17 protein-coding genes are annotated in these 23,431 nt (G+C 65.9%); 9 read left to right on the top strand and 8 right to left on the bottom strand.

Going from position 1 to position 23,431, the window contains the following annotated elements; genetic code table 11:
- Positions 1 to 23: 23 nt before the first annotated feature.
- Positions 24 to 1,886: a CHASE domain-containing protein gene (locus tag AC0IYS_RS25310; RefSeq protein ID WP_471707755.1), complete on the top strand. Its 1,863-nt coding sequence runs from the start codon at positions 24 to 26 to the stop codon at positions 1,884 to 1,886.
- Between the two features lie 15 nt (positions 1,887 to 1,901).
- On the opposite strand, the gene AC0IYS_RS25305 is transcribed toward AC0IYS_RS25310, so the two are convergent.
- Entirely contained in the window at positions 1,902 to 2,720 is an 819-nt protein-coding gene (locus AC0IYS_RS25305) for a sugar phosphate isomerase/epimerase family protein (protein WP_471707754.1), read from the bottom strand.
- The gene (locus AC0IYS_RS25300; protein ID WP_471707753.1) at positions 2,717 to 3,553 is read right to left on the bottom strand and encodes a phytanoyl-CoA dioxygenase family protein; all 837 of its coding nucleotides are present in this window, start codon (positions 3,551 to 3,553) and stop codon (positions 2,717 to 2,719) included. Before AC0IYS_RS25300 ends, AC0IYS_RS25305 begins: the two co-directional genes overlap by 4 nt.
- Positions 3,554 to 3,660: 107 nt before the next feature.
- Here AC0IYS_RS25300 and AC0IYS_RS25295 point away from each other — a divergent pair, with 107 nt between their 5' ends.
- On the top strand, positions 3,661 to 4,590 hold the full coding sequence (locus AC0IYS_RS25295) for a LysR family transcriptional regulator (RefSeq protein ID WP_471707752.1): 930 nt from the start codon (positions 3,661 to 3,663) through the stop codon (positions 4,588 to 4,590).
- Between the two features lie 103 nt (positions 4,591 to 4,693).
- Here the strand turns inward: AC0IYS_RS25295 and AC0IYS_RS25290 are convergent, their stop codons facing one another.
- Positions 4,694 to 5,743 (bottom strand): M29 family metallopeptidase, encoded by a 1,050-nt coding sequence (locus tag AC0IYS_RS25290; protein WP_471707751.1) that lies wholly within the window; start codon positions 5,741 to 5,743, stop codon positions 4,694 to 4,696.
- Positions 5,744 to 5,921: 178 nt separating this feature from the next.
- Here AC0IYS_RS25290 and AC0IYS_RS25285 point away from each other — a divergent pair, with 178 nt between their 5' ends.
- Both AC0IYS_RS25285 and AC0IYS_RS25280 read left to right on the top strand, forming a co-directional pair.
- A complete protein-coding gene (locus tag AC0IYS_RS25285) occupies positions 5,922 to 6,368 on the top strand; it encodes a hypothetical protein (RefSeq protein WP_471707750.1) in 447 nt (148 codons plus the stop codon).
- A 93-nt stretch (positions 6,369 to 6,461) separates the two neighbouring features.
- Positions 6,462 to 6,893 carry an apolipophorin gene (locus AC0IYS_RS25280; RefSeq protein WP_471707749.1) on the top strand — a complete coding sequence of 144 codons (432 nt, stop codon included), beginning with the start codon at positions 6,462 to 6,464 and terminating at the stop codon, positions 6,891 to 6,893.
- Positions 6,894 to 6,919: 26 nt separating this feature from the next.
- Here AC0IYS_RS25280 and AC0IYS_RS25275 read toward each other — a convergent pair whose 3' ends face one another.
- The 4 genes from AC0IYS_RS25275 to AC0IYS_RS25260 all read right to left on the bottom strand — a co-directional run bounded on the left by AC0IYS_RS25275 (position 6,920) and on the right by AC0IYS_RS25260 (position 13,770).
- Positions 6,920 to 9,016 (bottom strand): tetratricopeptide repeat-containing diguanylate cyclase, encoded by a 2,097-nt coding sequence (locus AC0IYS_RS25275; protein ID WP_471707748.1) that lies wholly within the window; start codon positions 9,014 to 9,016, stop codon positions 6,920 to 6,922.
- Positions 9,017 to 9,206: 190 nt separating this feature from the next.
- Positions 9,207 to 11,018 (bottom strand): ABC transporter ATP-binding protein, encoded by a 1,812-nt coding sequence (locus AC0IYS_RS25270; protein WP_471707747.1) that lies wholly within the window; start codon positions 11,016 to 11,018, stop codon positions 9,207 to 9,209.
- Positions 11,008 to 12,762 carry an ABC transporter transmembrane domain-containing protein gene (locus AC0IYS_RS25265; protein WP_471707746.1) on the bottom strand — a complete coding sequence of 585 codons (1,755 nt, stop codon included), beginning with the start codon at positions 12,760 to 12,762 and terminating at the stop codon, positions 11,008 to 11,010. Before AC0IYS_RS25265 ends, AC0IYS_RS25270 begins: the two co-directional genes overlap by 11 nt.
- Before the next feature lie 141 nt (positions 12,763 to 12,903).
- Positions 12,904 to 13,770 carry a phasin family protein gene (locus AC0IYS_RS25260; RefSeq protein WP_471707745.1) on the bottom strand — a complete coding sequence of 289 codons (867 nt, stop codon included), beginning with the start codon at positions 13,768 to 13,770 and terminating at the stop codon, positions 12,904 to 12,906.
- Positions 13,771 to 14,038: 268 nt separating this feature from the next.
- On the opposite strand from AC0IYS_RS25260, the gene AC0IYS_RS25255 reads away from it, so the two are divergent.
- The 5 genes from AC0IYS_RS25255 to AC0IYS_RS25235 all read left to right on the top strand — a co-directional run bounded on the left by AC0IYS_RS25255 (position 14,039) and on the right by AC0IYS_RS25235 (position 19,935).
- Positions 14,039 to 15,313, top strand: a complete 1,275-nt coding sequence (locus AC0IYS_RS25255; protein ID WP_471707744.1) for an amidohydrolase family protein — start codon at positions 14,039 to 14,041, stop codon at positions 15,311 to 15,313.
- Between the two features lie 200 nt (positions 15,314 to 15,513).
- Positions 15,514 to 16,035 carry a GNAT family N-acetyltransferase gene (locus AC0IYS_RS25250; protein WP_471707743.1) on the top strand — a complete coding sequence of 174 codons (522 nt, stop codon included), beginning with the start codon at positions 15,514 to 15,516 and terminating at the stop codon, positions 16,033 to 16,035.
- Between the two features lie 4 nt (positions 16,036 to 16,039).
- Positions 16,040 to 16,564 (top strand): GNAT family N-acetyltransferase, encoded by a 525-nt coding sequence (locus AC0IYS_RS25245; protein ID WP_471707742.1) that lies wholly within the window; start codon positions 16,040 to 16,042, stop codon positions 16,562 to 16,564.
- A 103-nt stretch (positions 16,565 to 16,667) separates the two neighbouring features.
- Entirely contained in the window at positions 16,668 to 18,299 is a 1,632-nt protein-coding gene (locus tag AC0IYS_RS25240; protein ID WP_471707741.1) for a methyl-accepting chemotaxis protein, read from the top strand.
- Positions 18,300 to 18,414: 115 nt separating this feature from the next.
- Positions 18,415 to 19,935 (top strand): putative bifunctional diguanylate cyclase/phosphodiesterase, encoded by a 1,521-nt coding sequence (locus AC0IYS_RS25235; RefSeq protein ID WP_471707740.1) that lies wholly within the window; start codon positions 18,415 to 18,417, stop codon positions 19,933 to 19,935.
- Here AC0IYS_RS25235 and AC0IYS_RS25230 read toward each other — a convergent pair.
- Positions 19,925 to 23,296, bottom strand: a complete 3,372-nt coding sequence (locus AC0IYS_RS25230) for an alpha/beta hydrolase-fold protein (RefSeq protein WP_471707739.1) — start codon at positions 23,294 to 23,296, stop codon at positions 19,925 to 19,927. The genes AC0IYS_RS25235 and AC0IYS_RS25230 overlap by 11 nt on opposite strands.
- Positions 23,297 to 23,431 lie beyond the last annotated feature (135 nt).

Genomic DNA, 23,431 nt, shown 5'->3' with positions numbered 1-23,431 from the left:
TGGCTTTCGCCATCGGCATATGCGTGACAATCGGCATTTGCTACGTGGTGGCGACCGAGCAGCGCGCGCAGGTGCGGGCCAACTTCCAGCGCGACGCCGACAAGGTCACGCGCGACACCGAGGTGCGGCTGCAGACCTACTTCGACATGCTGCTCAGTATCAAAGGCATGTACGCGCTGGACAACCGCATCGATCGCGCCGGTTTCAACCGCTTCATCCGCGAGCTCAAACTGGACCGGCGCTACCCCGGCTTCCAGGCGATCCAGTTCGTGCGGGTGGTGCCGGAACCGCAGTTGGCCGCGTTCACCGAGTCGGTGCGGGGCGACACCAGCGTCGATCCGCGCGGCTATCCGGCGTTCCACGTCCATCCGGCCAGCCGGCGCCCGGTCCACTACATCATCGAATACACCGAGCCGCTCAGGGGCAACGAGAATGCCTTCGGCCTCGATCTGGCGACGCTGCCGCTGCATTTGAAGTCGCTGGAGATGGCGCGCGACAGCGGCGACATCGTCGCCACCGAGCGCATCACGCTGGTGCAGGACAACAGCGGCGAGCCGGCTTTCGTGGCCCGCGCGGCGGTCTTCCGCAACGGCATGCCGATCCAGACGGCCGAGCAGCGCGACGCGGCGCTGGTGGGATTCGTCGCCATCGTCTTCCGCGTCAACACCCTGATGCGCGAAGTGATCGACGCGCCCTTGCTCGAACATCTGCACGTGCGGATCGAGGACAGCGGCTACGGCGGCAAGGCTATGCCGCCCGCCTCGGGCGACAAACTGTTGTACGACAGCGACGGCAAGGTCGATGCCATCGAGCCGGCCAAATTGCTGCCGCTGGATTTAACGTCGGTGAAGGTGCTGCCGGTCGGCCATCGCCGCTGGCTGATGCGCTTCCACGGCCACGAGGGCTCGCGCTACGGCAGTTCGTCGATGCCGGTGCTGCTGATCGGCGTGGCGGGATTCATCATCAGCGCCTTGATCGCGGCGCTGCTGGTGTCGGCGCGGCGCCTGACCGACACCAAGCACGGGCTGGAACACAGCCTGGCGGAGCTGGAGCGGCAAAAGAGCAACGTCGAGCAGGCGCGCAGCGACCTGGCGTCGGTGGTGCAGACGCTCAAGCAGGCGCAAACCAACCTGGTGACGGCCGAGAAGATGGCGGCGCTGGGCGCGCTGGTGGCCGGCGTCGCCCACGAACTGAATACGCCGATCGGCAACAGCCTGCTGACGGCCAGCGCGTTGAGCGACATGGTGCGCGATTTCGAACGGCGCCTGGCGGCCGACGGCGGCCTGAAACGCTCGGCGCTGGAGGCGCACCTGGCCGAGGCGCGCAAGGCCTGCGACATCATGAACCACTCGTTGACGCGTGCCGCCGATCTGATCACGTCGTTCAAGCAGGTGGCGGTGGACCAGGCCAGCGGCCAGCGGCGCACCTTTCGTCTGGAGGAGGTGGTGCGCGACACGCTGGCGACCTACGCCACGCAGCTGCGGCGACACGCATGCGAGGTCGTTGTCGACGTGCCGCAGGATCTGGAGTTCGATTCCTATCCGGGCAGTTTGGGCCAGGTGCTGAGCAACTTGATCGGCAACGCGCTGCTGCACGGTTTCGACGGGCGGGATTGTGGCGCCATCCATATCCGGGCGCGGCGCAGCGCCGAGGGCTCGGCGACGCTGGAATTCCGCGACGACGGCGTCGGCATGACGTCCGGCACGCTGCACAAGATCTTCGATCCGTTCTTCACCACCAAACTGGGGCAAGGCGGATCGGGACTGGGGATGAATATCGTTTATAACATTGTCACCGGGGTGTTGCGGGGGACGATCAGGGTGGAGGCGGAACCCGCGAAGGGTACCTGCGTGACCCTGGAGCTGCCATTGGACCCGCCACAGTGACAACTGGGCGGTCCCTCAATCGCAATACCGTTCGCGCAGCAGCGCCAGCATCGCCACGTTCAGCTCCCACGCGTTCGACACTTCCTTTTGCGTGTAGGGCAGCGTTTGCGTGTACGGCACCGGGCCGAATTCCGGCGTCAACGTCATGCGCCCGGCGCCGGCCGCGCGGCGCAGGCGCACCACCTCGTCCCACCACGACAGATGCGCCGCCAGCGCCGCCTGCGATTCCGGCGCGCGGAAGTCCGCCACCTGCGGCCCTTGCGGATGGCCGACGCGCGCGTGGATGTGGCGCACATGCGGCAAGGTCGCGGCCAGGGTTTGCGGCTGGTCGTCGAGCAGCGATTCGCAGGCGCAGCACCAGTGCGACAGATCGGCCGTCAACCGCAGTTCCGGCATCCGCTCCAGATACGGCAGCAACAGCATCGGATGCGCGCTGAAACGGCTGCGGTGGATCTCGTGGTAAATCGGCACGCCGTGGCGGCGCGAGATGGCCTGCGCCAGTTCCAACAGCGCGCCGTTCTGCTCCGGCGTGAAGTAGTCCTTGCCGGTCTGCGAGTTCACGTGCAGCGGCTTGGCGGCGCAGGCGTTGTTCAACAACTCGTCCAGCGCGTCGCGGTGGGCGTCGAAGTCCGGCACCAGCGCCGTCTCCCACTGCGAGGCGATCAGTCCCAGCCCGGCGGCGGCGATGCGGCCGGTCCAGTCTTCGCGCGCGGCGGCGTCCAGCGGCAGCGACATTTCGATGCCGTCGAAGCCGGCCGCCTTGACGCGGTCGACGAACACCTGCGGCGCCAGCTCGTTGTTGCCCCAGTGGGCGGCGAAGATTTGTACGATCAAAGGAAACCCCGCACCGGGAAGCTGGCGTCGCGCTGAATCCAGTTCAGCGGCGAGTATTCGGTGGCGGCGTCGGTGACGTGCAGCGTGTAGGCGTGGCGCGAGAACGCCGAGCGGTTCGGCGCGCTGTAGTGCGGCAGCAGGCCATGGAAGCATACCAGGCTGCCGGCCTTGCATTCGAGCGGCACGGCGGTGCTGTCGTCCGGCCATGGCATGTCGCTCAGTTTTTCCATGCGTACGTGGTCGCCGGTGCGCAGGAAGCGTTCGCGCATCGGGCCGCGATGGCCGCCCGGTTCGGCCCACATGCAGCCGTTCTCCAGGGTCGCGTCTTCCAGCGCGAACCAGAACGTGGTCACGCTCACCGGATCGGTGTCGAAGTAGGTGGCGTCCTGGTGCCAGCGCACCTCGCCGCCGATGCCGGGCTGCTTGAAGATGTACATCGACTGCCACACCTGGGCGTCGTTCAGGCCCAAGTCGCGGGCGACGGCGACTAGGCGGGCGTCGGCCGAGAAGCTGCGGAACACCGGATCGAGATCGTGCATCGCGTGGCCGATCTTGTTGATCGACAGCGACTTGTCCTGTTTCAGCTCGCCGTCCGGGCCGAAGGCTTCCTCTTCGAAGAAGCAGCGTATCGTGTTGTCGGAGCGCAGGAAGTAGTCGTCGGTGGTCTTTTCCTGTTCGACGGTGCTGAAGATGCCGGCGCCTTTCGGGTCGAATTCGTTGACAATCTGCGCGGCGCGCGCGCGCAGCCCCGCGATCTCGGCGGCGCTTTTAAAGTCCGGCAGCACGATGTAGCCATCGCGTTGGTATTGTTGTTTTTGCGCGTCTGTCAGCATGCCCGGCTCCGGAGTGATAGTGAGGATCGAACATTGTACGGCGCGGCGCGCGGCCGGACAATCCGCAAAAGGTTGACACATTGTCGTCAAAGTGGAGACAATCGGGCATGGATCAGTTACGCGCAATGGAGATATTCGTCGAGGTGGCACGGCTGCGCAGCTTCAGCGAGGCGGGCCGCCGTCTGGGGCTGACGCGGGCCATGGTCAGCAAGCATATCCTGCAACTGGAGGATCGGTTGCAGGCGCGCCTGCTGCACCGTTCGACGCGTGAGGTGAGCCTGACCGACGCCGGCCAGGCCTACCTTGCGCCGTGCATGGCGACGGTGGAGCAGGCGCGCGAGGCGGCGCGGGTGGTCGCCCACGCGGGCGCGGAGCTCGCCGGGCCGCTGCGGATACAGGCGCCGTCCAGCTTTGGCAGCGAATGGCTGGCCGGCGCGGTGGCGCGTTTCAACCTGCTGCACCCGCAGCTGTCGCCGATGCTGTACCTGGACGACGCGCTGCTCGATCCGATCGAGCATGGCTTCGACCTGACGATACGGGTGGGCGGCATTCCGGACGTGCATGCGCTGGCGATGCGGCCCCTGGCGCCGTGCCGGGGCGTGTTGTGCGCCTCACCGGAGTACCTGGCGCGGCATGGCGTGCCGCGCACGCCGGAGGATTTGCACGACCACCGCTGCCTGCATTTCAGCCATCTGACCGATGGCACGGCGTGGCACTTCAGCAAAGGGGAGGAGCGGCGCACGGTGCGCGTGCAGGCGGCGTTCACCGCGAATAATGGATTGGTGCTGCAGCAGGCCGCGCAGCAGGGGCTGGGCATCGTCTACAACACGACCTTCCTGGCCTGGCGCGCGCTGAGGGAGGGCGCGCTGGTGCCGGTGCTGGCGGACTGGGAGCTGCCGCTCAATTATCTGAGCGCGCTGTATCCGGCCAGCCGCCAGCTGTCGCCGAAGGTGCGGGCGTTGATCGATTATCTGGTGGCCGAGTATCAGCCGGTGCCGCCTTGGGACAACAAGTTGAAGGACCACGGATCCACGTAGGCGGATTAGCGTAGCGTAATCCGCCAATGCGTGCGTCTCGGCGGCTCACAGATGGCGGATTACGGCGTTCCGCCTAATCCGCCCTACGTGTTTTAGATGGTTTTTAAGCCACCTTAACCTGCCACGCGCCTTCGCGGTAGACCTGCTCGTCGTCCAGATACACCGCCTCGGTCACCGCGAACACGTCGACGTGATAGCGCGCCTCCTTGCGCTTGAACTGCGGCTTGGCGTACACGCCATGCTTGGCGCCCAGCGACAGGTGAATGCCGCACATGCGCTCGAAGGTGCCGATGTCGTCGACCATGCAATCGCGCGAAAACGCCCGGTTCATGCCGAACCCCAGCTCGCGCAGCCACACCTCGCCCTCGTGCGCGCGGATGATGGCGAGCATGTTGTCGAATTCCGGCGTGGCGTTTTCGGCGCCCACTACCCGGCCTTTTTCAACGATCAACGTCACCGGCGTGGCCGGCTTGTTGACCAGGAAGGCGGTGTCGCCGAAGACGAAGATGCGTACCCGCCCGTTGACCGCCTCCAGGTCGCGCGCCTCGGTGAACACCTCGCCCAGCGGGAACTGGCCGCCGACGTTGTTCATGCCGCTGTAGTCGCCGATATTGAGCTTGGCCGATTCGAACGGCGAGCCGAAGACCAGCCGCTCGCCGTCGCCGCTGTCGACCACGCCGTGTTGCGCGGCGTCGATGCGGGCCTTGAGCGCGTGGCCGACGCCGCGATAGTAGGCCGGGTCGTAGGCCAGCGAATCGATGTAGTGCAGCCCCTGCTCACCCGGCATGCGCGACAGGTGCACATGCTCGATCACCTTCAGTCCCCGCTTGAACAGCTCGATGCGGATGCGGAAGGCCTCGAGCCGGAAGCTGGTCGACTGGATCAGTACCACCAGGTCGCCCGCCGCCATGCCGGCGAAGGCGGCCAGCACGTCGTCCGGCGAGACGGTGTCGAAGTCGACGAAGCGCGCGTCCGGCACCACGCGCCGGTAGGCCTCGGTCAGCGCCCGGTTGAGGTCGGTGCGGGTGTCGTAGACGATCAGCGCGCCGCGCGGCGCGGCGTGTTCGATGGCCAGCGCCAGGGTGTCGCGCACATTGCGCTCGGCCGTGTCGACCGCGTGGTCGGGAATGTCGCCGAAGCGGGGAGTAGTCATTAAGGAAACAGGGTCTGCCGTGGGGAATGCCGCATTAAAGGTGGGATTATAACGCTTTCATATGGGCATTCGCGTCGCCGCCACGCCGCAGCGCATTCTCCTTGTAATGACCAAGGGAGCGATATAGAATCAGGAATATAGCCTAGCAGCAACTCCTTGGCATAACAACAGGATGCATATGACGGTAATAATGGGACAGGATTTGCCGCTGGAGCGCCCGGACGCGAACGGACGCGCCGCGTTGTTCGTGCCGACGGCCAGCATCAAGGAAGACGTGCTGGAGACGGTGCGCAAGGGTTCGGCCATTGTCGGTTTCGGCAATCATGACCGGACGTTAACCATCTATTACGAGAGCAACCGCTTCAACGAGCCCAATCTGGTCAAGTGGGAGCAGAAGGCGCGCAAGGCCTTCGAGCGCCTGGCCGACAACCTGCCGACGGTGTCCAAAATGGTCAGCAAGCCGGAAAACTTCGAGCAGGTCGGCTACATCAGCAGCAAGGGTATCCTGATCCGGCGCATGGAAAAGTTGTTGAACTGGCTGGAAACATCGGAAGCCGGCGACACCGCGCCGACGTCTGAAAACATCGTCTTCACGCCGCCGCCCCCTCCCAAGAAAATCGACTGATCCCGCAGTCTCCCTGTCATCGTGTCCCGTGCGCTGCATCGGCGCCGGATGTTGTATGTTAATGACAATATGTAATTCTTGAGGGAGACTATCATGGCTGTTAATACAAGCACGACCATTCGCGGCGCCGGCGCCTTGCTGCTGGCGGTAGCGGCGTTACTGAGCGGTTGCCAAAAGGACGATCCGAGCGAGGCCGGTCCGGCCGAGCGCGCCGGCCGCAAGGTCGACCAGGCCACCGCCAAGGCTGGCAGCGAGCTGAGCCAGGTGCGCGAGAACGCCGGCCAGCAGATGAGCGAAGCGGCCAGGGACACCGGCCAGAAGATCGACCGGGCCGCCGAGACCGCCGGGGAAAAACTGGACCGCGCCGGCGAGACGGCGGGGCAGAAGATCGACAGCGCCGCCACGACCGCCGGGCAAAAGTTCAACGAGGCCACCGATGCGGCCGGCCGCAAGCTGGAACAGGCGGGCGAGAAGATGCAGGAAAAGGCGCGCGAGCGCGAAGCGGGCAGTACGCCGGCGAAGTAACGGCCGGCAAATAACCAACGGTGAGGTCAGGCGGCGGCCGGCGTCAACGCCTGCGCCGCCGTCTCGCCCAACACCACGCTCAAATCGACGAATCCGTCGCGCCATGCGCGTTCCAGGTCTTGTTCGATCGCCTCCATCGATGTCCGTTCGAGGTTGGCGAAGCCGCGTACCCCGTACGCGCGGTTGCGTCCGTGCGACTTGGCCAGGTACAGCGCCATGTCGACCAGGTTGACGGCGCGCTCCCACGGCAGCGGCATGCCGCCCGGCGTCAGCGGGAACGGCGAGAAGCCCACCGACACCTTCACCGAAATATCGTGCCCCTGATAGCGGATCGTCTGCGACGAGATGCCCGTTAAAATACGCCGCGCGATGTCGTCCAGGCCGTGGCGCGGACTGGCCGGCAGGAAGGCCAGGAATTCCTCGCCGCCCCAGCGCACGATCATGTCGGTCTCGCGCAACGCGATGCGCAAATTCTCGGCGATCATCTTGAGCACGGCGTCGCCGGCGGCGTGGCCGTAGGTGTCGTTGATGTTCTTGAAATGGTCGACGTCGAGCAGGAACAGCGCGCCGACAATGTCGTTGCGGTGTTCGGCGCGCTTTTCGATTTCGGGCGGCAGCTTTTCGTGCGGCTTGAGTCCGCGCATGTACTCCTGGAAGTGGCGCCGGTTGTACAGCGACGTCAACGGATCGAGCGTCGATTGCGCCTTGAGCTCGAGGTTTTTCTCCTCCAGCTGCGCGTTGGCGTTGCGCACCTTGCGGTACAACATGCCGATCATCACCGAGGCCAGCCCGAACACCAGCGCCAGCAGCCACCAGATGCGCTGTTGCAGGCGGCGGTTGTCGATCTCCACGCCCTTGAGCTGGTTCTCCCGGCTGAGCAGTTCGATCTGGCGCTGCTTCTTCTCGGTCTCGTATTTTTCCTGCAGCTCGAGCACCGCTTTCTGGCGCTGCTTCTCGAACAGTTCGTTCGACAGCTCGCGCTCGCGGTGGTAGGCCGACAACGCGCCGGCCAGGTCGCCCGAGCGCTCCAGCACCTCGCCATACTCGCGCAGCACCTGTTGCAGATAGGGTTTGTTGTTTTCCCGCTCATAGCGCGCCATGCCCGCCTCGTACTGTTCCTTGCCTTCGGCGATGCGGCCCATCGCCAGATAGGCTTGGGCCAGGTTGATGCGCGCCACGGCGGTGCTCGATTCGTCGTTGCTGCGCTGCGTCACGCTCAAGGCTTCGAGCGCGTATTGCGCGGCGCGCGGGTAGTCCCGCTCCTTGAGATAGCTGTCCGACAGGTTGACCAGCGTGGAGCCGACCATCCGTTCGGCGCCCAGCTTGCGCACCAGTTGCAGTGTGCGCAGCAGCGCCGCCAGGGCGCGTTTGGGTTGTCCGGAGTCGATCGCCAGGCCATATTCGGTGGTCTTGGCCATCGCCATGCGGCCCGGCGAGTTGAGTTTTTCGGTCTCGGCCAGCAGCTCCACCAAGCTGGCGGAGGCCTTGTCGAATTCCTTCATCTGCGTGTAGAGCGTGGTCAGCGCGTTGAGCGCGGCCGCCGGCATCGCCGGATCGTCCTTGACGGTGCGCGACAGGTCGACCGCCTGCTGCAACTTGATCAGCGCCTGCGGAAAGTTGCCCTGCTCGGCGTAGCTCTGGCCGGCGGTGATGGTCGCCTGCGTGCGCAGCGCGGCGTTGTCGGTGGTCGCGGCCAGTTTTTCGGCGTCGAAGGCGAGGGCGTGGGCGGCGTCGATGTCGGCCTTGGCGGACAGTACGTAGACCTTGTTCAGCATGCCCTTGGCGATGATGCCGTTGTCTTTGAGGCTCTTGCCGTAGGCGATGACCTCCTCGGCGCCGGCCATCGCCTCGGCGTTGTCGCCCATGCGCATGCGCGAGGCGCTGATCTGGACCAGCAGTTCGGCGCGGGTGTACGGGGATTTGTCGGCCGCCTCGGGCTGCAAGGTCAGCAGCTCGGCCAGCGCCTTGTCGGGCACGAAGCGGCTTTGCTCGCGGATGTCGAACAGGCGGCTGTTGAGCGCGGCCTCGTCCATCTGGGCGAAGGCCGCCAAGGGGCAGAGCGTGAGAGCCGCCGCCAGTGCGCTGCTACGCGCCTGGATCAACCACCAGCTGTTTCTCTTCACCGCCAACGCCAAGCCCCCTGAAAGCGCTCCGCCACTGCGGAGTCGTCCGGGTAATTATATTCGTGTTGCAACTTCGAAAGACGTGGTACGCGTATTTTTCATCGAAAAGCGCACATGTTGACAAAACAAGCTGGCCGGGTTGGCAACTTCGTATCAACTTAGTGGCAACCCCGTGGCAACCCCGTGGTAATTACGCGGCCAATTGCTGCAACAGGTACAGCCGCTGATACAGCCCGCCGTCGATCTGCATCAGCTGCTCGTGCGGCCCGGTCTCGGCGATGCGGCCGTGATTGAGCACGATGATGCGGTCGGCGTCGCGGATCGTCGACAGCCGGTGCGCGATGGCGATCACCGTCACCTTGCCGCGCAATTCGTCCATCGCCACCTGCACGATCTGCTCCGTTTGCGAGTCGATGTGCGAGGTGGCCTCGTCGAGCAGCAGGATGCGCGGCTGTCCCGCCAGCGCGCGGGCGATGGCGATCAGCTGCTTCTGGCCGACCGACAGGCGCGAGCCGCCTTCGCCCAGCGAGGTGTCGTAGCCCTGGTCGAGCGCCGTGATGAAGTCGTGCGCGTGCGCCGCGCGCGCGGCCGTTTCGATCTGCGCCTGCGTCAGGCCGCGACCCATGTCGATGTTCTCGCGGGCGGAGGCGGCCAGCAGGAACGGATCCTGCGGCACCAGCCCGACCTCGGCGCGGAAGCGCTCGTTGTCGATTTCGTCGAGCGGCACGCCGTGAATGGCGATGCTGCCGTGGCGCGCCGGGTAAAAGCGCAGCAGCAGCGACAGCAGCGTCGACTTGCCGCTGCCGGTGTGGCCGACGATGCCGAAGAACGCCCCCTGCGGAATCTCCAGCGACAGGTCGTGCAGCACCGTCTGGCCTTCGTTGTAGGCGAAGTTCAGATGGCTGATCGCCACCGCAGGCCGGGCGCCGTCGTTGTTGCCGACCTTGCGGCTGTCGGCTCGGGCGTTGTTGCCGTTGCTCGGCGACGCGGCGGCGTGCTCGTTGGCCGCCGCCTCGTCCAGCAGGGTCGCCACGCGGGCGCTGGCCACCACCGCCTGCTGCAGTTGGCTGAACTGCATGGTGATCTGGATCAGCGGCTCGATCACGCGCGCGAGGTAGCTGATGAAGGCGTACAGCACGCCGACCTCGGAGGCCGTCATCTCCCGGTTGCCGAACATGAAAATCACGGCCGCCAGCAGGATGATGTTGAACAGGTCCAGCGCGGGGCGCAGCAGCCAGGCGTTGGCGCGCAGCTCGGCCAGGCGCGCCGTGTAGTGGTCGTGGTTGGTGGCGGCGAAGCGGGCGCCGAAGCGGGCCTCGGCGTTGTTCGCCTGCAGCACGCTCATGCCGCCGATCGACTCGGCCATCTGGCCGTTGATGTCGCTGCGCAGCGCGCGGGCGCGGGTGACGGCCGGCGCGCTCCAGCGCTGGTACAGCCAGACGATCACCAGCACCGCCGGCAGCAGCGCCAGCACCATCGACATCAGGCGCCAGTCCAGCCACGCCATCGCGGCGATGGTGCCGACCAGGACGATGGTGCTGTCGAGCATGACGAACAGCACCTGGATGTACAGGTTCTTGACCGCCTCGGTGTCGTTGGTCACGCGCGAGACCAGCTGGCCGGTGATGGCGCGGTCGAAGAACGACATCGGCAGCAGCAGCACGTGGCCGTAGACCATTTGCCGCAGCCGCATCACCGAGCGCATCGCCAGGCCGGAAAGGCGCACCAGTTGCAGGTAGCGCAGGCCGCTGGCGATCCAGCCGGTCAGCAGCAGGCCGGCCAGCAGCGCCGCCATGCGCGGCCAGTCCAGGTGGCGCGGCAGCAGGTGTTCGTCGATCAGCGCCTTGCCCATGATCGGGCCGAGCACCTCCAGCAGCGCGGCCAGCATCAGCCACATCACGGCCCAGCCCAGGTGGTGCTGGTCGGGGCGGGCGGCACGGTGCAGCAGCGCGAACGCCTGGCGCGTCTGGCTGCCGGTTTTTTCTTCGGTATTAGAGGGCATCGAGACTGGCTTCCAATTGTTGATAGCGCCACTGGCTGGCATACCAGCCATCCTGCTCCAGCAGTTGTTCGTGGCTGCCGGTTTCGCTGATGCGGCCGTCGCGCAGCACGACGATCAGGTCGGCGTTGACGACGGCGCTCAGGCGGTGGCTGGCGATGACGGCGCTGCGGCCCGGGCGCGCCTGGCGCAGTTCCTCCAGGTGCTCGAGGATGCGCGTTTCGGTGCCGGTATCGACCGCCGACAGCGCGTCGTCGAGCAGCAGCAGGTCGTTATCGGCCAGCAGCGCGCGGGCGATGGCCACGCGCTGGCGCTGGCCGCCGGACAAGGTGATGCCTTTTTCGCCGACCTCGGTTTCATACCCGTTCGGGAACTTGAGGATGTCGTCGTGGATGGCGGCCAGGTTGGCCGCGTGCTCGACTTGCGCGCGGGTGGCGCCGGGGCGGGCCAGCGCGATGTTGTCGGCGATCGACGACGAGAACAGGAACGACTCCTGCGGCACCCAGCTGATGGCCGCGCGCAGCGCGTGCAGCCGGTACTGGTCGAGCGGGTGGCCGCTCCAGCGCACGCTGCCCGATTGCGGCGTGAGCTGGCGCATCAGCACGCGCAGCAGGGTCGATTTGCCGCTGCCGGTTGGGCCGACCAGGCCCAGGGTCTGGCCAGGCTTGAGTTCGAGCGTGATGCCGCCGAGGGCGGGCGCCGATTGTTCCGGATAGGCGTAGCCGACGTCAGTCAGCGCCAGCGGGCCGGGTTCGACCTTGGTCAGGCTGCCGTGGTCGTCGATGGCCAGCGGCGCGTCGAGCATCGGTTGCAGGCGCGCCCAGGCGGCGCGTCCGCGCTCGATCAGCGACAGCACCCAGCCGGCGGCGAACATCGGCCAGATCAGCTGGCCCAGGTACATGGTGAACGCGGTCAGCGAGCCGATGGTCAGCTGGTTTTGCCACACCAGATAGCCGCCCACGCCGATGGTCAGCGCGCTGGCGGCGGTCAGGGTCAGGCCAACGGCCGGTTCGTACGCCGCTTCCCACACCTGCGCGCGCAGGCTGGCGTCGGACGCATGCCGCGCCAGCTCGCCAAACTGCTGGGCGCTGCGCTGTTCCAGGCCGAGCGCGCGCAGGGTGCGCACGCCGGACAGGGTTTCCTGCACATGGTCGTTCAAGTCGCTGAAGCGCTTGAGCGAATCGGTGGAGGCGGTGTGGATGTGGCCGGAGATATACCAGAACGCCCAGCCCATCAGCGGAAACGGCAGCAGCGCCACGCAGGCCAGGCGCCAGTCGACGCCGAGCAGCATCACGCCCAGCACCAGCACCAGGGTCAGCGCGCCGTCGAAGCCGGCCAGCATGGCCTCGCCGGCGGCCATCTCGATGGCGTCGATATCGTTGGTGGCCAGCGCCATCAGGTCGCCGGTGCGCTGGCGCTGGTAGAAGCCGGCGCCCTGCAGCGACATGCGGGCGTACAGGCGGGTGCGCAGCGACACGCCCAGCTTGTAGGCGGCCCCGTACAGGATCTGGCGCCACGCCACGCGCAGGAAATAGATGGCCAGGCCGATCAGCAGCAGGCCGCCGATTTCCATCAGCAGGGCGTTGCCGGACAGGGTGTGGGCGGCCAGGCCGTCGATCATGGAGCCGACCTTGCGCGGCACCCAAACGGTGAGCGTGGCCACGCCGGCCAGCATCAGGCCGGAGACGGCATAGGCGCGGCTGTGCTGGCGTACAAAGCCGCCAATCAGCGCTGAGAGTGTAGACATGTTGCCTCGGAATAGCGTGGGGCCGGCGGAACGTTGCCGGCGCGTAGTCCGTTAGGATACAGCAAGGCAAAGAAAAGCGGGCCGGAGCCCGCTGGTTTGATGCGTGTGCGTGTGCGTGCGCCTGGTGCGCGGAGCGGCCTGTTATTTCTTGCCCTTGCCGCCGCTGATGATGTCGAGCGGCTTGCCCGGCGCCGGTTTGCCTTTCGGCGCCACTTCCTTCAGCTTGGACGGCTTGGTCTCCGGCGCCAGCGCGATCGGCTTTTGTGCCGGCGCGGGGAAGGCGGATTTCACCGGGTCGGGCTTGACCTCGGCCTTGACTTCGACCGGCGCGGGCGGCTCGATCGGGGCGGCGGCCGGCTTCGGCTTGACCGGGTTCTTGGCCGCTTTCTGTGGCGGCGAAGCGAGCGGTTCGTTGGCCGAGGCGGTCGAGGCTTCCGCGATCACCGGCGCGCTGTCCGGCGTTGCCACGGCCACGGCGGCCGAAACGGCGGCGGACAGGGTCGCCGGCGGCGCGGCAGGCTCGGGAGCCGGTGCGGTTTCGACCAGCGGCGCGACGACCGGGGCGACCGATGCGAGTGGCGCCGGCGTGGCGACGGGCGCCGGGGCGGCGGCCAGGACCGGCTTGGCCACTGCCGCCAGCGGCGACGTGCTGGCCAGCTGCTGCGCCTGTTCCTGTGCCTGTTTCATGCCGCTCTGCGCGCTTTGCAGCAGTTCGGTCTGGGCGGCGGTGGCGATGCTGACCAACTGGCGGCCATAGGCCAGCAGATTGTCGAAGCCGGTCGGCTGCCCCGCGTTCAGGCCGAACAGCTCCTGCGGACCCTTGGCTTCCAGCAGCTTTTTGGCGGCTGCCGACGATTTCTCGACCGAGGCCTTGGTGGTGCTGAGATTAAGCGCGATGACTTTTTCGGCGCTGTCGACGGCGGTGCTGGCGAAGGTATTAAAAATCTTAAACTGTGCTTCCAACTGCGACTTGGTGACGGCGGAAAACTGTTCGGTAAGCGAAGACATGGTTTCTCCTGGACGACGGTGGAACGTCTGTTGCGATGCAATATGAGAACATTCTAGCGACGAACAACAGCCTTGGAAAGTTATTTTTTGTACCACTGCGGAAAGAGTGCCGCTAGGAAAAATGCGGAGTGAGCACTACTTCACGGAAGTTTGATCCAGCGCAAAACGTCCCCGAAACACACGTCGATTGCTGCGGCGCAACAAGTGGTGGTTTTATCTGAAAATGACTACAATCGACTTACTGAAAAACAACGCCGGGAGCGTCTCCATGGATGTGGTCATCCGAAATGCCAATCTGGCCGATGGCCGGCAAGGTGTCGATATCGCCGTCGAACACGGGCGTATCGCCGCCATCGGCCTCGCGCTGCCGATCACCGCCGCGCGCGAGATCGACGCCGGTGGCGATCTGGTCAGCGCGCCCTTCGTCGACGCCCACTTCCACATGGACGCCACGCTCAGCTACGGCCTGCCGAGGGTCAACGCCTCGGGCACCTTGCTTGAAGGCATAGCACTGTGGGGCGAGTTGAAGCCGGACCTAACGCAGCAGGCGCTGATCGAGCGCGCGTTGCAGTATTGCGACTGGGCCGTGGCCCGCGGGCTGCTGGCGATCCGCTCGCATGTCGATGTGTGCGACGACCGCCTGCTGGCGGTCGAGGCGCTGCTGGAGGTCAAGCGGCTGGTGGCGCCGTATCTGGACTTGCAGCTGGTGGCGTTTCCGCAGGACGGCGTGCTGCGCAGTCCGACGGCGCTGGCCAATCTCAAACGCGCCATTGCCATGGGCGTCGACGTGGTGGGCGGCATTCCGCACTTCGAGCGCACCATGGCCGACGGCGCCGAATCGGTGCGCATCCTGTGCGAGTTCGCCGCCGACAAAGGCTTGCGGGTTGATATGCACTGCGACGAATCGGACGATCCGCATTCGCGCCACATCGAAACCCTGGCCTATGAAAGCAACCGGCTCGGCCTGCACGGCCGGGTGACCGGCTCGCACCTGACGTCGATGCACTCGATGGACAATTATTACGTCAGCAAATTGCTGCCGCTGATACGCGAGGGCGGCGTGGCGGCCATCGCCAATCCGCTGATCAACATCACCTTGCAGGGGCGCCACGACAGCTATCCGAAGCGGCGCGGCATGACGCGCGTGCCGGAGATGCTGGCGGCCGGCATCGACGTCGCCTTCGGCCACGACTGCGTGATGGATCCGTGGTACAGCCTGGGCTCGGGCGACATGCTGGAGGTCGCGCAGATGGGCCTGCACGTGGCGCAGATGACCGGGCAGGACGCGATGCGCGCATGCTTCGAGGCGGTGACGACGACGCCGGCGCGCATCCTCGGGCTGGAGCATTACGGCATCGCGGTCGGCAACCACGCCGACCTGGTGCTGCTGGACGCGGCCGATCCGGTGGAGGCGATCCGGCTGCGCGCGGCGCGCCGCCTGGTGATGCGGCGCGGCGAGGTGATCGCCGAATCGCCGCGCGCGCATGCGCGGCTCAATTTGCCGGGCCGGGCCGACAGCGTCAATTTCCGCCTGAACCGTTAGCGGCTGGACTTGGCTGGACTTGCCGGCGGAAATCCATGACAATCGAGCATGATTTTTCTGGTGACACGTAGGGCGGATTAGCGAAGCGTAATCCGCCAATGCATGCGTTTCGACAGCGCATGCATTGGCGGATTACGGCGTTCCGCCTAATCCGCCCGACGCGTTTCCGTTGGACTTACATTATCCGTACTGGAGCCCACTTGAAAGAAATCGCCATCCGCGCCGCCACGGAAGCCGACTTCGGCGCCATGTGGGAAATTTTCCAGCAGCTCATCGCCAGCGGCGATACTTATTACTTCGCCGCCGATACCAGCCGCGAAGATTGCCACGCCTACTGGTTCGGCCCCGGCGTGCAAGCGTATGTCGCGCTGCTCAACGGCGAACGCCTGGTCGGCATGTACCGCCTGATCCCCAACCAGCGCGACCGTGGCGGCCACGTCGCCAACGCCTCGTTCATGGTCAGCCCGGCGGCCCAGGGCGTCGGCGTCGGCAAGTTGCTCGGCGGTGACTGCCTCGACCGCGCCCGCGCCCAAGGCTACCTGGCGATGCAGTTCAACTACGTGGTCAGTTCCAATGTAGCCGCCGTGCTGCTGTGGAAAAAACTTGGTTTCTCCATCGTCGGCACCCTGCCGCGCGCCTATTACCACCAGTACCTGGGCTACGTCGACGTCTACGTCATGTACCAGTTGCTGGACGACCCCTCCCATTGGCCCGACGCCTGACTTCATGAACATACTGGACACCGAACGCCTGCGCCTGCGCACCATCGAAGTCGATGACGCCGCTTTTTATTACGAACTGGTCAACGATCCGACGTGGCTGGAATTCATCGGCGACAAAGGCATCCGCAGCCTCGACGACGCCCGCACCGCCATCATCGACGGCCCGCGCGCGATGCAGCAGCGCTGCGGCCATTCGCTGTACGTGATGGAGCGCAAGGGCGACGGCCGGGCGCTCGGCCTGTGCGGCCTGATCCAGCGCGATACGCTGCCCGGGCCCGATATCGGCTACGCCATCCGCCCCGCGTTTTTCGGCCAGGGCTATACCCATGAGGCGGCGGTCGCCGTGCTGGCCTACGCGCGCGGCGTGTTGGGCATGAAGCGTGTGCTGGGCTTGACGGACCCGGGCAACGTCAATTCGATCAGCCTGCTGCACAAGCTGGGCCTGAGCTTCGTCGAGAACCGGCCGTTGCCGCCGAATGATCGTCCTACCAATATTTACTGCATCGAGTTTTCTCCCCAGCCGACCTGATCTGTTGCAACGGCGCGAATCCTTCCTGTTTCCAGCATGCCGGTCTTGGCATCCTTGCGCGGCAAGCGCATGATGAAAGTCAACTCTTGCCATAGGAAAAACTATGAAACTCGGCGATCTGAAGATAGGGGTTCGACTGGGGTTGCTGGGCGCGTTCTTTTTTGTCGCGCTTGCCATTGTTGCCACGGGTGGCTGGCGCGCGCTTGGTGACAGCGACGCACGCAGCCTGCAGGCCTTGCAGCGCTCGCTGGCGATCAGCCAGGCCATCGACACCGCGCGCGGCGCGCAGGTCGAATTCAAGATCCAGGTGCAGGAGTGGAAGAACATCCTTATACGCGGCAACGATCCGGCGCAGCTGGACCGCTACACCAAGGCCTTCGTCAAAGCCGGCGAGGCCACCCGCGCCAACCTGCAAAAACTGGATGCGCAACTCGACGCGCTCAAGCTGGGCACCCCGCTGGTCGACGACGCCATCAAGACGCAAAGCGAGCTCGGCGCGCGCTATCTCGAGGCGCTCAAGCAATACGACTCCGCCAATCCCGAAAGCGCCAAGGTGGTCGACAACCTGGTCAAGGGCATGGACCGCGAGCCGACCAAGAAGATCGACGATATCGTCGCCTACATCGGCAAGGAGTCGAGCCGCCTGATGCGGCAGATGGACGAGGAAAGCCGGGCCGCGCACGCCGAGGCGATGCTGGTCATGGGCATCACCCTGGCGGTGACCCTGGTGGTCGGCTGCGTGACGGTGTTCTGGCTGATCAAGAGCATCACCGTGCCGCTGCACGCCGCCGTGGGTGTGGCGCAGACGGTGGCCGGCGGCGACTTGCGCAGCGAGGTGCGGGTCGATAGCAAGGATGAGATCGGCGAGTTGCTAGGCGCGCTCAGGACCATGCAGACCAATCTGAGCGGCATCGTCGGCAAGGTGCGCGCCGGCACCGAGACCATCCACGGCGCGACGGTGGAAATCGCCGCCGGCAACCTGGACCTGTCGGGCCGCACCGAGCAGCAGGCCAGCTCGCTCGAGGAGACGGCGGCGGCGATGGTGGAGCTGACCACCACCGTCCAGCAGAACAACGCCAACGCCAACGAGGCCAGCAAGCTGGCCGACGTCGCCTCGCGGGTGGCCGAGCGCGGCGGCGACGCGGTCGAGCAGATGGTGCAGACGATGGGTTCGATCAACGAATCCTCGCGCAAGATCGTCGACATCATCGGCGTGATCGACGGCATCGCTTTCCAGACCAACATCCTGGCGCTCAACGCGGCGGTGGAGGCGGCGCGCGCCGGCGAGCAGGGGCGCGGCTTCGCGGTGGTGGCGTCGGAGGTGCGCAACCTGGCCCAGCGCTCGGCGTCGGCCGCCAAGGAGATCAAGGCATTGATCGGCGACTCGGTCAGCCGCGTCGAGGCCGGCAGCCGGCTGGCCGGGCAGGCCGGCGAGACGATGGGCGAGGTGGTCAGCAGCGTGCAGCGGGTGACGGCCATCATCGGCGAGATTTCGGTCGCCAGCGGCGAGCAGCGCGACGGCATCGAGCAGATCAGCATCGCCATCAGCCAGATGGACAGCGTGACGCAGCAGAACGCCGCGTTGGTGGAGGAGGCCGCCGCTGCGGCAGAGGCGCTGACGCAGCAGGCGGAAAGCCTGACGGAGGCGGTCAGCATTTTCAAGCTGGAGGAGCAGGCCCAAGGGCCGGCCGCGCGCTTGCCGGCGCCTGAACGGCGCAAGTTATTGCCGGCTTGAGGAACATCTGAACTTGGTTTGACGCCCGTCAAGCGCTCCGCCGAACGCCCATTGCTGACGGGCAGTATCCATTATGATTCGCTCTTCACCGCTGTACCAGAAGAAGAGGGATCCCATGGAGCTCCTGTGGCCGGCATTGATAGGCGTCACCCCGTGTCTGTTGGCGCTATGGTATGGCGAAACGCGCGCGCGCGTGCTGCGCCGGCGCTGCGCGCATTTGCAAAGTGCGTTGGAAACGCAGCGCGACACCGAAATGCGGCTCGACTTCATCGCCCATCACGACTGCCTGACCGGCCTGCCCAACCGCCTGCAATTCCAGCTGCGGCTCGAACACGGCGTGGCCTACGCGCGGCGCCACAAAAGCCTGCTGGCGGTGCTGTTCGTCGACATCGATCATTTCAAACATATCAACGACACGCTCGGCCACGACGCCGGCGACCAGGTGCTGGTGCAGTTCTCGCAGCGGCTGCGGCAGTGCGTGCGCGAGGTCGATACCGTGGCGCGCCAGGGCGGCGACGAGTTCATCCTGTTGCTGACGGAGCTGCGCGAGGCCGACGACGCGCGCCAGGTGGCCGAGAAGATCATCGCCGCCATCGGCGCGCCGTTCACCATCCACGGCGAGTCGCTGCCGGTGGCCGCCAGCGTCGGCGTGGCGGTCTACCCGGATGACGACGAGAGCATCGAAGACCTGGTCGAGAAGGCCGACCTGGCGATGTACGCGGCCAAGCAGCGCGGCAAGGGCACCAGCGTGCGCTTCCTGCCGAGCATGCAGGTGAAGGCGTACTCGCGGCTGATCCTGGAGACCGCGCTCCGGCACGCGCTCGACCACAAGGAATTCGTGCTGGCCTACCAGCCCAGGCTCGACCTGCGCGAACAGCGCATCACCGGCGTCAAGGCGCTGCTGCGCTGGAACCACCCGGAGCTCGGCCTGGTGATGCCGCTCGATTTCCTGCCGGTGCTCGAGGAGAGTGCGCTGATCCTGCCGGTCGGCGCCTGGGTGCTGGCGACGGCGGCGGCGCAGGCGCGATTGTGGATGGACCGCGGACTGCCGCTGACGGTGTCCGTGCATCTGTCGCCGCGCCAGTTCTACCAGAAGGACATCGCCCAGACCTTCGCCGCGATACTGGAGCAGGCGGGCGTGCCGGGCCACCTGATCGAGCTGGAAATCACTGAAGGCATGCTGATCGACCGTAACCAGAATTGCGAGGGCACCTTGCGGCGCTTGAAGGAGCTCGGCGTGCGCATCTCGATCAGCGATTTCGGCACCGGCTACGCCTCGCTCAATTATCTGCGGCGCTTCCCGGTTGACGTGGTAAAGATCGACAAGGGCTTTATCGACGAGCTGCAGGGCGCGCGCCAGCCCGCCGACATGCATGATGGCCCCAAGGCCGCCAACACGGCCGCCACCAAGGGCGCGGCCGACGGCGCCATGGTGCGCGCCATCATCGCCATGGCTCACACGCTGAACATGCGGGTGATCGCCGGCGGCGTCGAAACCGGCGATCAGCTGGCGCGCTTGATGGCGATGAACTGCGACGAAGCGTTCGGCTTTTGCCTCAGCCCCGCCGTCTCGCCCGGCGAGGTGGAGACCTTGCTGGCCAACCGCGGCCGGTGCATCGAGTTGATCACTTCGTAGCGGCGAAGAACCAGGTCAGCGGCAGGTGCACGCGCGCTGCCCACGATTTTTCGTTGTGGATGCCGTCGGGTGACTCGTAAAAATACAAATCCTCATCCAGTTTGTAGCCTTGCGCCAGCATGGCGTCACGCATCTTCAGCGTATGCTCGATACCGTCCTTCTTGGACCCGGCATCGAGGTAGAACTTGACCGGCTGCCGCGCGGGCACGTTTTTCATGAACGCGCCGTCATTCCACCAGAACGAGCCCGATACGCCACCGGCCTTGGAGAAGATCTCCGGATGCCGCTGGGCGATATACACCGAGGCCAGGCCGCCCAGCGAGGAACCCATGATGGCCGTGTGCTCGCGGCCGGGCAGGGTGCGCAGGTTGGCGTCGGCCCACGGCTTGACCGTATCGACGATGAATGCCATGTAGGCGTCGATGTTGCCGCCGCCGTGTTTCGGGTCGCAGCAGGGCGTGTATTCGTCCATGCGCGCCTTGGTGTTGTCGATGCCGACCACGATGGCCGGCTCGATCGCGCCGCTGGCGATCAGGCGGTCCATCGTGATGCCGATATCCCATGCGACGCCGAAAGCGGCGGTCCTGGCGTCGAACAGGTTTTGGCCGTCGTGCATGTACAGTACCGGATAGCGGTGCTGCGGATTGGCTTCGTAACCCGGCGGCAGGTAGATGCGCAGATTGCGGCTGTTGCCCAGTTGCGGCGACGCGAAATTTTCGACGATGCGGATGGTGCCGGCCGGCGCGGGCGCGGCGGCCGCGTCGGCGCCAGCGCTGGCGCCGGCATCGGCGCCGGCCTGCGGTGCCACCGGCATGACGCGCACGCCGTGGATGTCGAACTTGTTCGACGGTCCCTTCACGCCACCGGCGTCGCTGTAGGTGGTGTTACTTTTCAGGTAGGTCATGTTGTAGTGGTCCTCCAGTTCCAGGCGGTAGCCGCCGGCCTTCAGCACGGCGCGGATCGGCGTCGAATACGACGGGCCTGCCTGATCCGGCGAGTGCGGCAACTGAACCACGCCGCCGGCCACGATCTTGCCGCTGTCGTCCTTCAATGACAGCCATTTTACGCCGCCGCTGATGCCCAGGTTGATCTGGTGCGCGGTGTTGCGGTACTTGATCTGCAGCGCATAGCTGCCGTCGCGCGCCACCTTGATGTCGTTCACCGCAAACTTGTCCGCCGGCGCGCCCCAGCCGGCGATGCGTCCGCCGGTGGCGGCAATGCCAGACTGGATGCGGGCGTCGGCGGCGCCGATTTCGAGCCCCGTTTCGAGGCACACCGGCGCGCTGTGGTGGCTGCGGTTGCCGGAACCGCTATACATCGCCTCCACCGCGTAGCACACATTTCCGCCATCGCCATCGCCCTTGCCGGGTCGCGGCGCGCGGCGATCGGCCCACTTGCGCGCCGTGATGCGTTGCGTCGCCAGTTCGCCGTTGCGATAGATGTTGTAGACCACACCCTTGCTGGCACCGGAGGGGGAACCGGGATAGGCGATGTGCAGGGTGGGGAAGCCGTAGCTGCCGCGTTCCAGCTTGGCGATGTGCGGCTCGGATGGCGCGTACACCGACGGATCTTCGACCAGCGGTTTTGCGCGGACGTCGCGCTTCTCTTGCCGTCCTGGCAGCAGCTCGCCCAAACGGATGTCGATCTGGTTGTCGCCGGCCAGCGCCGACCAATCCAGCGATTGGGTGGCGGCCTTGCCGTTCACCGTCACGTTGTCGACCGCGTAGTAACCTTGCGTGCCGGATGGCGCGGCGGCGGGCAGAAGCAGACGCACCCGCAGGCGTTTGCCGCGCACCTTCAGGTTGTCCAGCGTCGCCACGTCGGTGCCGGCGAACGCCTCCCGGCGCAGCTTGGCCGTAACGAAAGGCCGCAGCGCGATGCCGCTGTCGGTCGTCCGCACGCCGAATACCTCGCCCACCACCATGCCGAGATAGGCGCCCACGGACCAGAGTTGGCGGCGCGAGTTGACCACCGGTCCGCTCAGGTCGACCTGCTTGCCGTCCACCTTGCGCTTATCCTCCAGCATCGGTTGACCGGAGATCCATTCCAGGTTCTCCATGTTGGACAGGTTCAGCGCGGCGCCGCGCATCAGCGTGTCGTAGGCCGCGTCGGCCACCGCCACGTTGCCGTGCATGGCCGCCGCCTTGAGGCCGTAGGCCGTCACGAAAGGCCACATGGCGCGGTTGTGATAGACGGCCATGCCGGCCTGCTGCGGGAAGATCACCGGCGCGCCGAGCGGGCCATGCGGATAACGCGCCAGGATGCTTTGCGCCTGCCGTTCGTCGGCGATGCCGGTGACGATGGCCAGCGACTGTCCCAGCCAGTCATACTTGTACAGCGGGGCGCCGTCGAAGTGGCCGGCGGTCAGGCTGCTGTACATGCCGGTGTCGGCCTGCCAGAAGCGCTGGTTGATGGCGCGCTTCAGATCGGCCGCCCACGCCGCGTACTTGGCGGCCAGCGCCTTGTCGCCTTGTTCCTCCGCCAGTTGCGCGGCCAGTGTCAGCGCCTTGTAATGGCCGGCGTTGGTCGACAAGGCCTTCGATGTCGCCATGCTGGCCAGGTCGCCCGGTATCCAGGCCGCATAGCTTTGATCGCGCCAGTCGAGGAACGATTCTTCGCCGTTGTACAGGCCATCGGCGCGGTTGTAGACGGCGATCCTGTCGTTTTCCAGGGTGTTGGTCAGCGCCTTGAGCGCGGTGGCGGCGAACGCGCGGCGCTCCTCCGGCGCCAGCGCCTTGAGCGCTTCGTCGGCGCCGAAGGCCCAGCTGACACGGTCGGTGCTGACCGGCCAGCTGCCGCCGCTGCCGGTGTCCTGGATGATCTGCAGGCCGTCCGCGCTGCCGGCGACGTGCGCGCCCGGCTGCACGCCATCGCGATAGCCGGATAGCTTGAACAGCAGCGAGTTGCGCACGCGTTGCGGATCCAGCATGCCAAGGCCCAGCGACGCGGCGTAGGACAGGTCGCGGGTCCACACGTAGTGCCATAACTCGCCGGTCTCGAAGCACTCGCAGGGAATGGCGTTGCCGCCGTTGTAGCTGCCGTCGCGGATTTCGCTGACGGCGTCCTGCTTCATCTCGACACCGGCCAGCGCGAACAGCGCGTCGAAGGCCAGGGTGCCGCTGCGCACCGTCGGCAGGGCCGCCGATTCCTGATAGGTGATTTGTTGCTTGCCGCCTTCGCGCACGCGCATCGTGGTCGCCTGCGTGTAGCTGCGCAGCGCTGCGTTGGCATCCGGCGTCGCATAGCGGACGGTCTCCGGCTTGCCGTCCCAGGTTGGATAGTTGGCGGTGGCTGTCGTTGCGGCCGATGCCAGCGAAGCGAAGGACATGGCGGCGCACAGCGCGGTCAGGCGAAAACTCATTGTTGTATCTCCAGTGTCATGCTTTTCTTTATAGATATCCACGGTGGGCGTTACGTAGTCGTACTACAACAGCCGATTTCGCGGCTCGAACCCGGTATGTTCTCCCCCGGGCCGGGGAATACCCTGTATGGACGA

Source organism: Duganella sp. AC237 (assembly GCF_979254035.1).
The sequence above is the reverse complement of the archived record's forward strand: the minus strand, read 5'-3'. Positions and strand labels throughout refer to the sequence as shown.

What these genes read in the sequence shown, in the direction of transcription:
- AC0IYS_RS25240 (WP_471707741.1), top strand. Translation starts at nt 16,668, where the DNA reads ATGAAACTCGGCGATCTGAAGATAGGGGTTCGACTGGGGTTGCTGGGC.
- AC0IYS_RS25290 (WP_471707751.1), bottom strand. Translation starts at nt 5,743, where the DNA reads ATGACTACTCCCCGCTTCGGCGACATTCCCGACCACGCGGTCGACACG.
- AC0IYS_RS25265 (WP_471707746.1), bottom strand. Translation starts at nt 12,762, where the DNA reads ATGTCTACACTCTCAGCGCTGATTGGCGGCTTTGTACGCCAGCACAGC.
- AC0IYS_RS25300 (WP_471707753.1), bottom strand. Translation starts at nt 3,553, where the DNA reads ATGCTGACAGACGCGCAAAAACAACAATACCAACGCGATGGCTACATC.
- AC0IYS_RS25285 (WP_471707750.1), top strand. Translation starts at nt 5,922, where the DNA reads ATGACGGTAATAATGGGACAGGATTTGCCGCTGGAGCGCCCGGACGCG.
- AC0IYS_RS25245 (WP_471707742.1), top strand. Translation starts at nt 16,040, where the DNA reads ATGAACATACTGGACACCGAACGCCTGCGCCTGCGCACCATCGAAGTC.
- AC0IYS_RS25270 (WP_471707747.1), bottom strand. Translation starts at nt 11,018, where the DNA reads ATGCCCTCTAATACCGAAGAAAAAACCGGCAGCCAGACGCGCCAGGCG.
- AC0IYS_RS25260 (WP_471707745.1), bottom strand. Translation starts at nt 13,770, where the DNA reads ATGTCTTCGCTTACCGAACAGTTTTCCGCCGTCACCAAGTCGCAGTTG.
- AC0IYS_RS25235 (WP_471707740.1), top strand. Translation starts at nt 18,415, where the DNA reads ATGGAGCTCCTGTGGCCGGCATTGATAGGCGTCACCCCGTGTCTGTTG.
- AC0IYS_RS25295 (WP_471707752.1), top strand. Translation starts at nt 3,661, where the DNA reads ATGGATCAGTTACGCGCAATGGAGATATTCGTCGAGGTGGCACGGCTG.
- AC0IYS_RS25230 (WP_471707739.1), bottom strand. Translation starts at nt 23,296, where the DNA reads ATGAGTTTTCGCCTGACCGCGCTGTGCGCCGCCATGTCCTTCGCTTCG.
- AC0IYS_RS25280 (WP_471707749.1), top strand. Translation starts at nt 6,462, where the DNA reads ATGGCTGTTAATACAAGCACGACCATTCGCGGCGCCGGCGCCTTGCTG.
- AC0IYS_RS25255 (WP_471707744.1), top strand. Translation starts at nt 14,039, where the DNA reads ATGGATGTGGTCATCCGAAATGCCAATCTGGCCGATGGCCGGCAAGGT.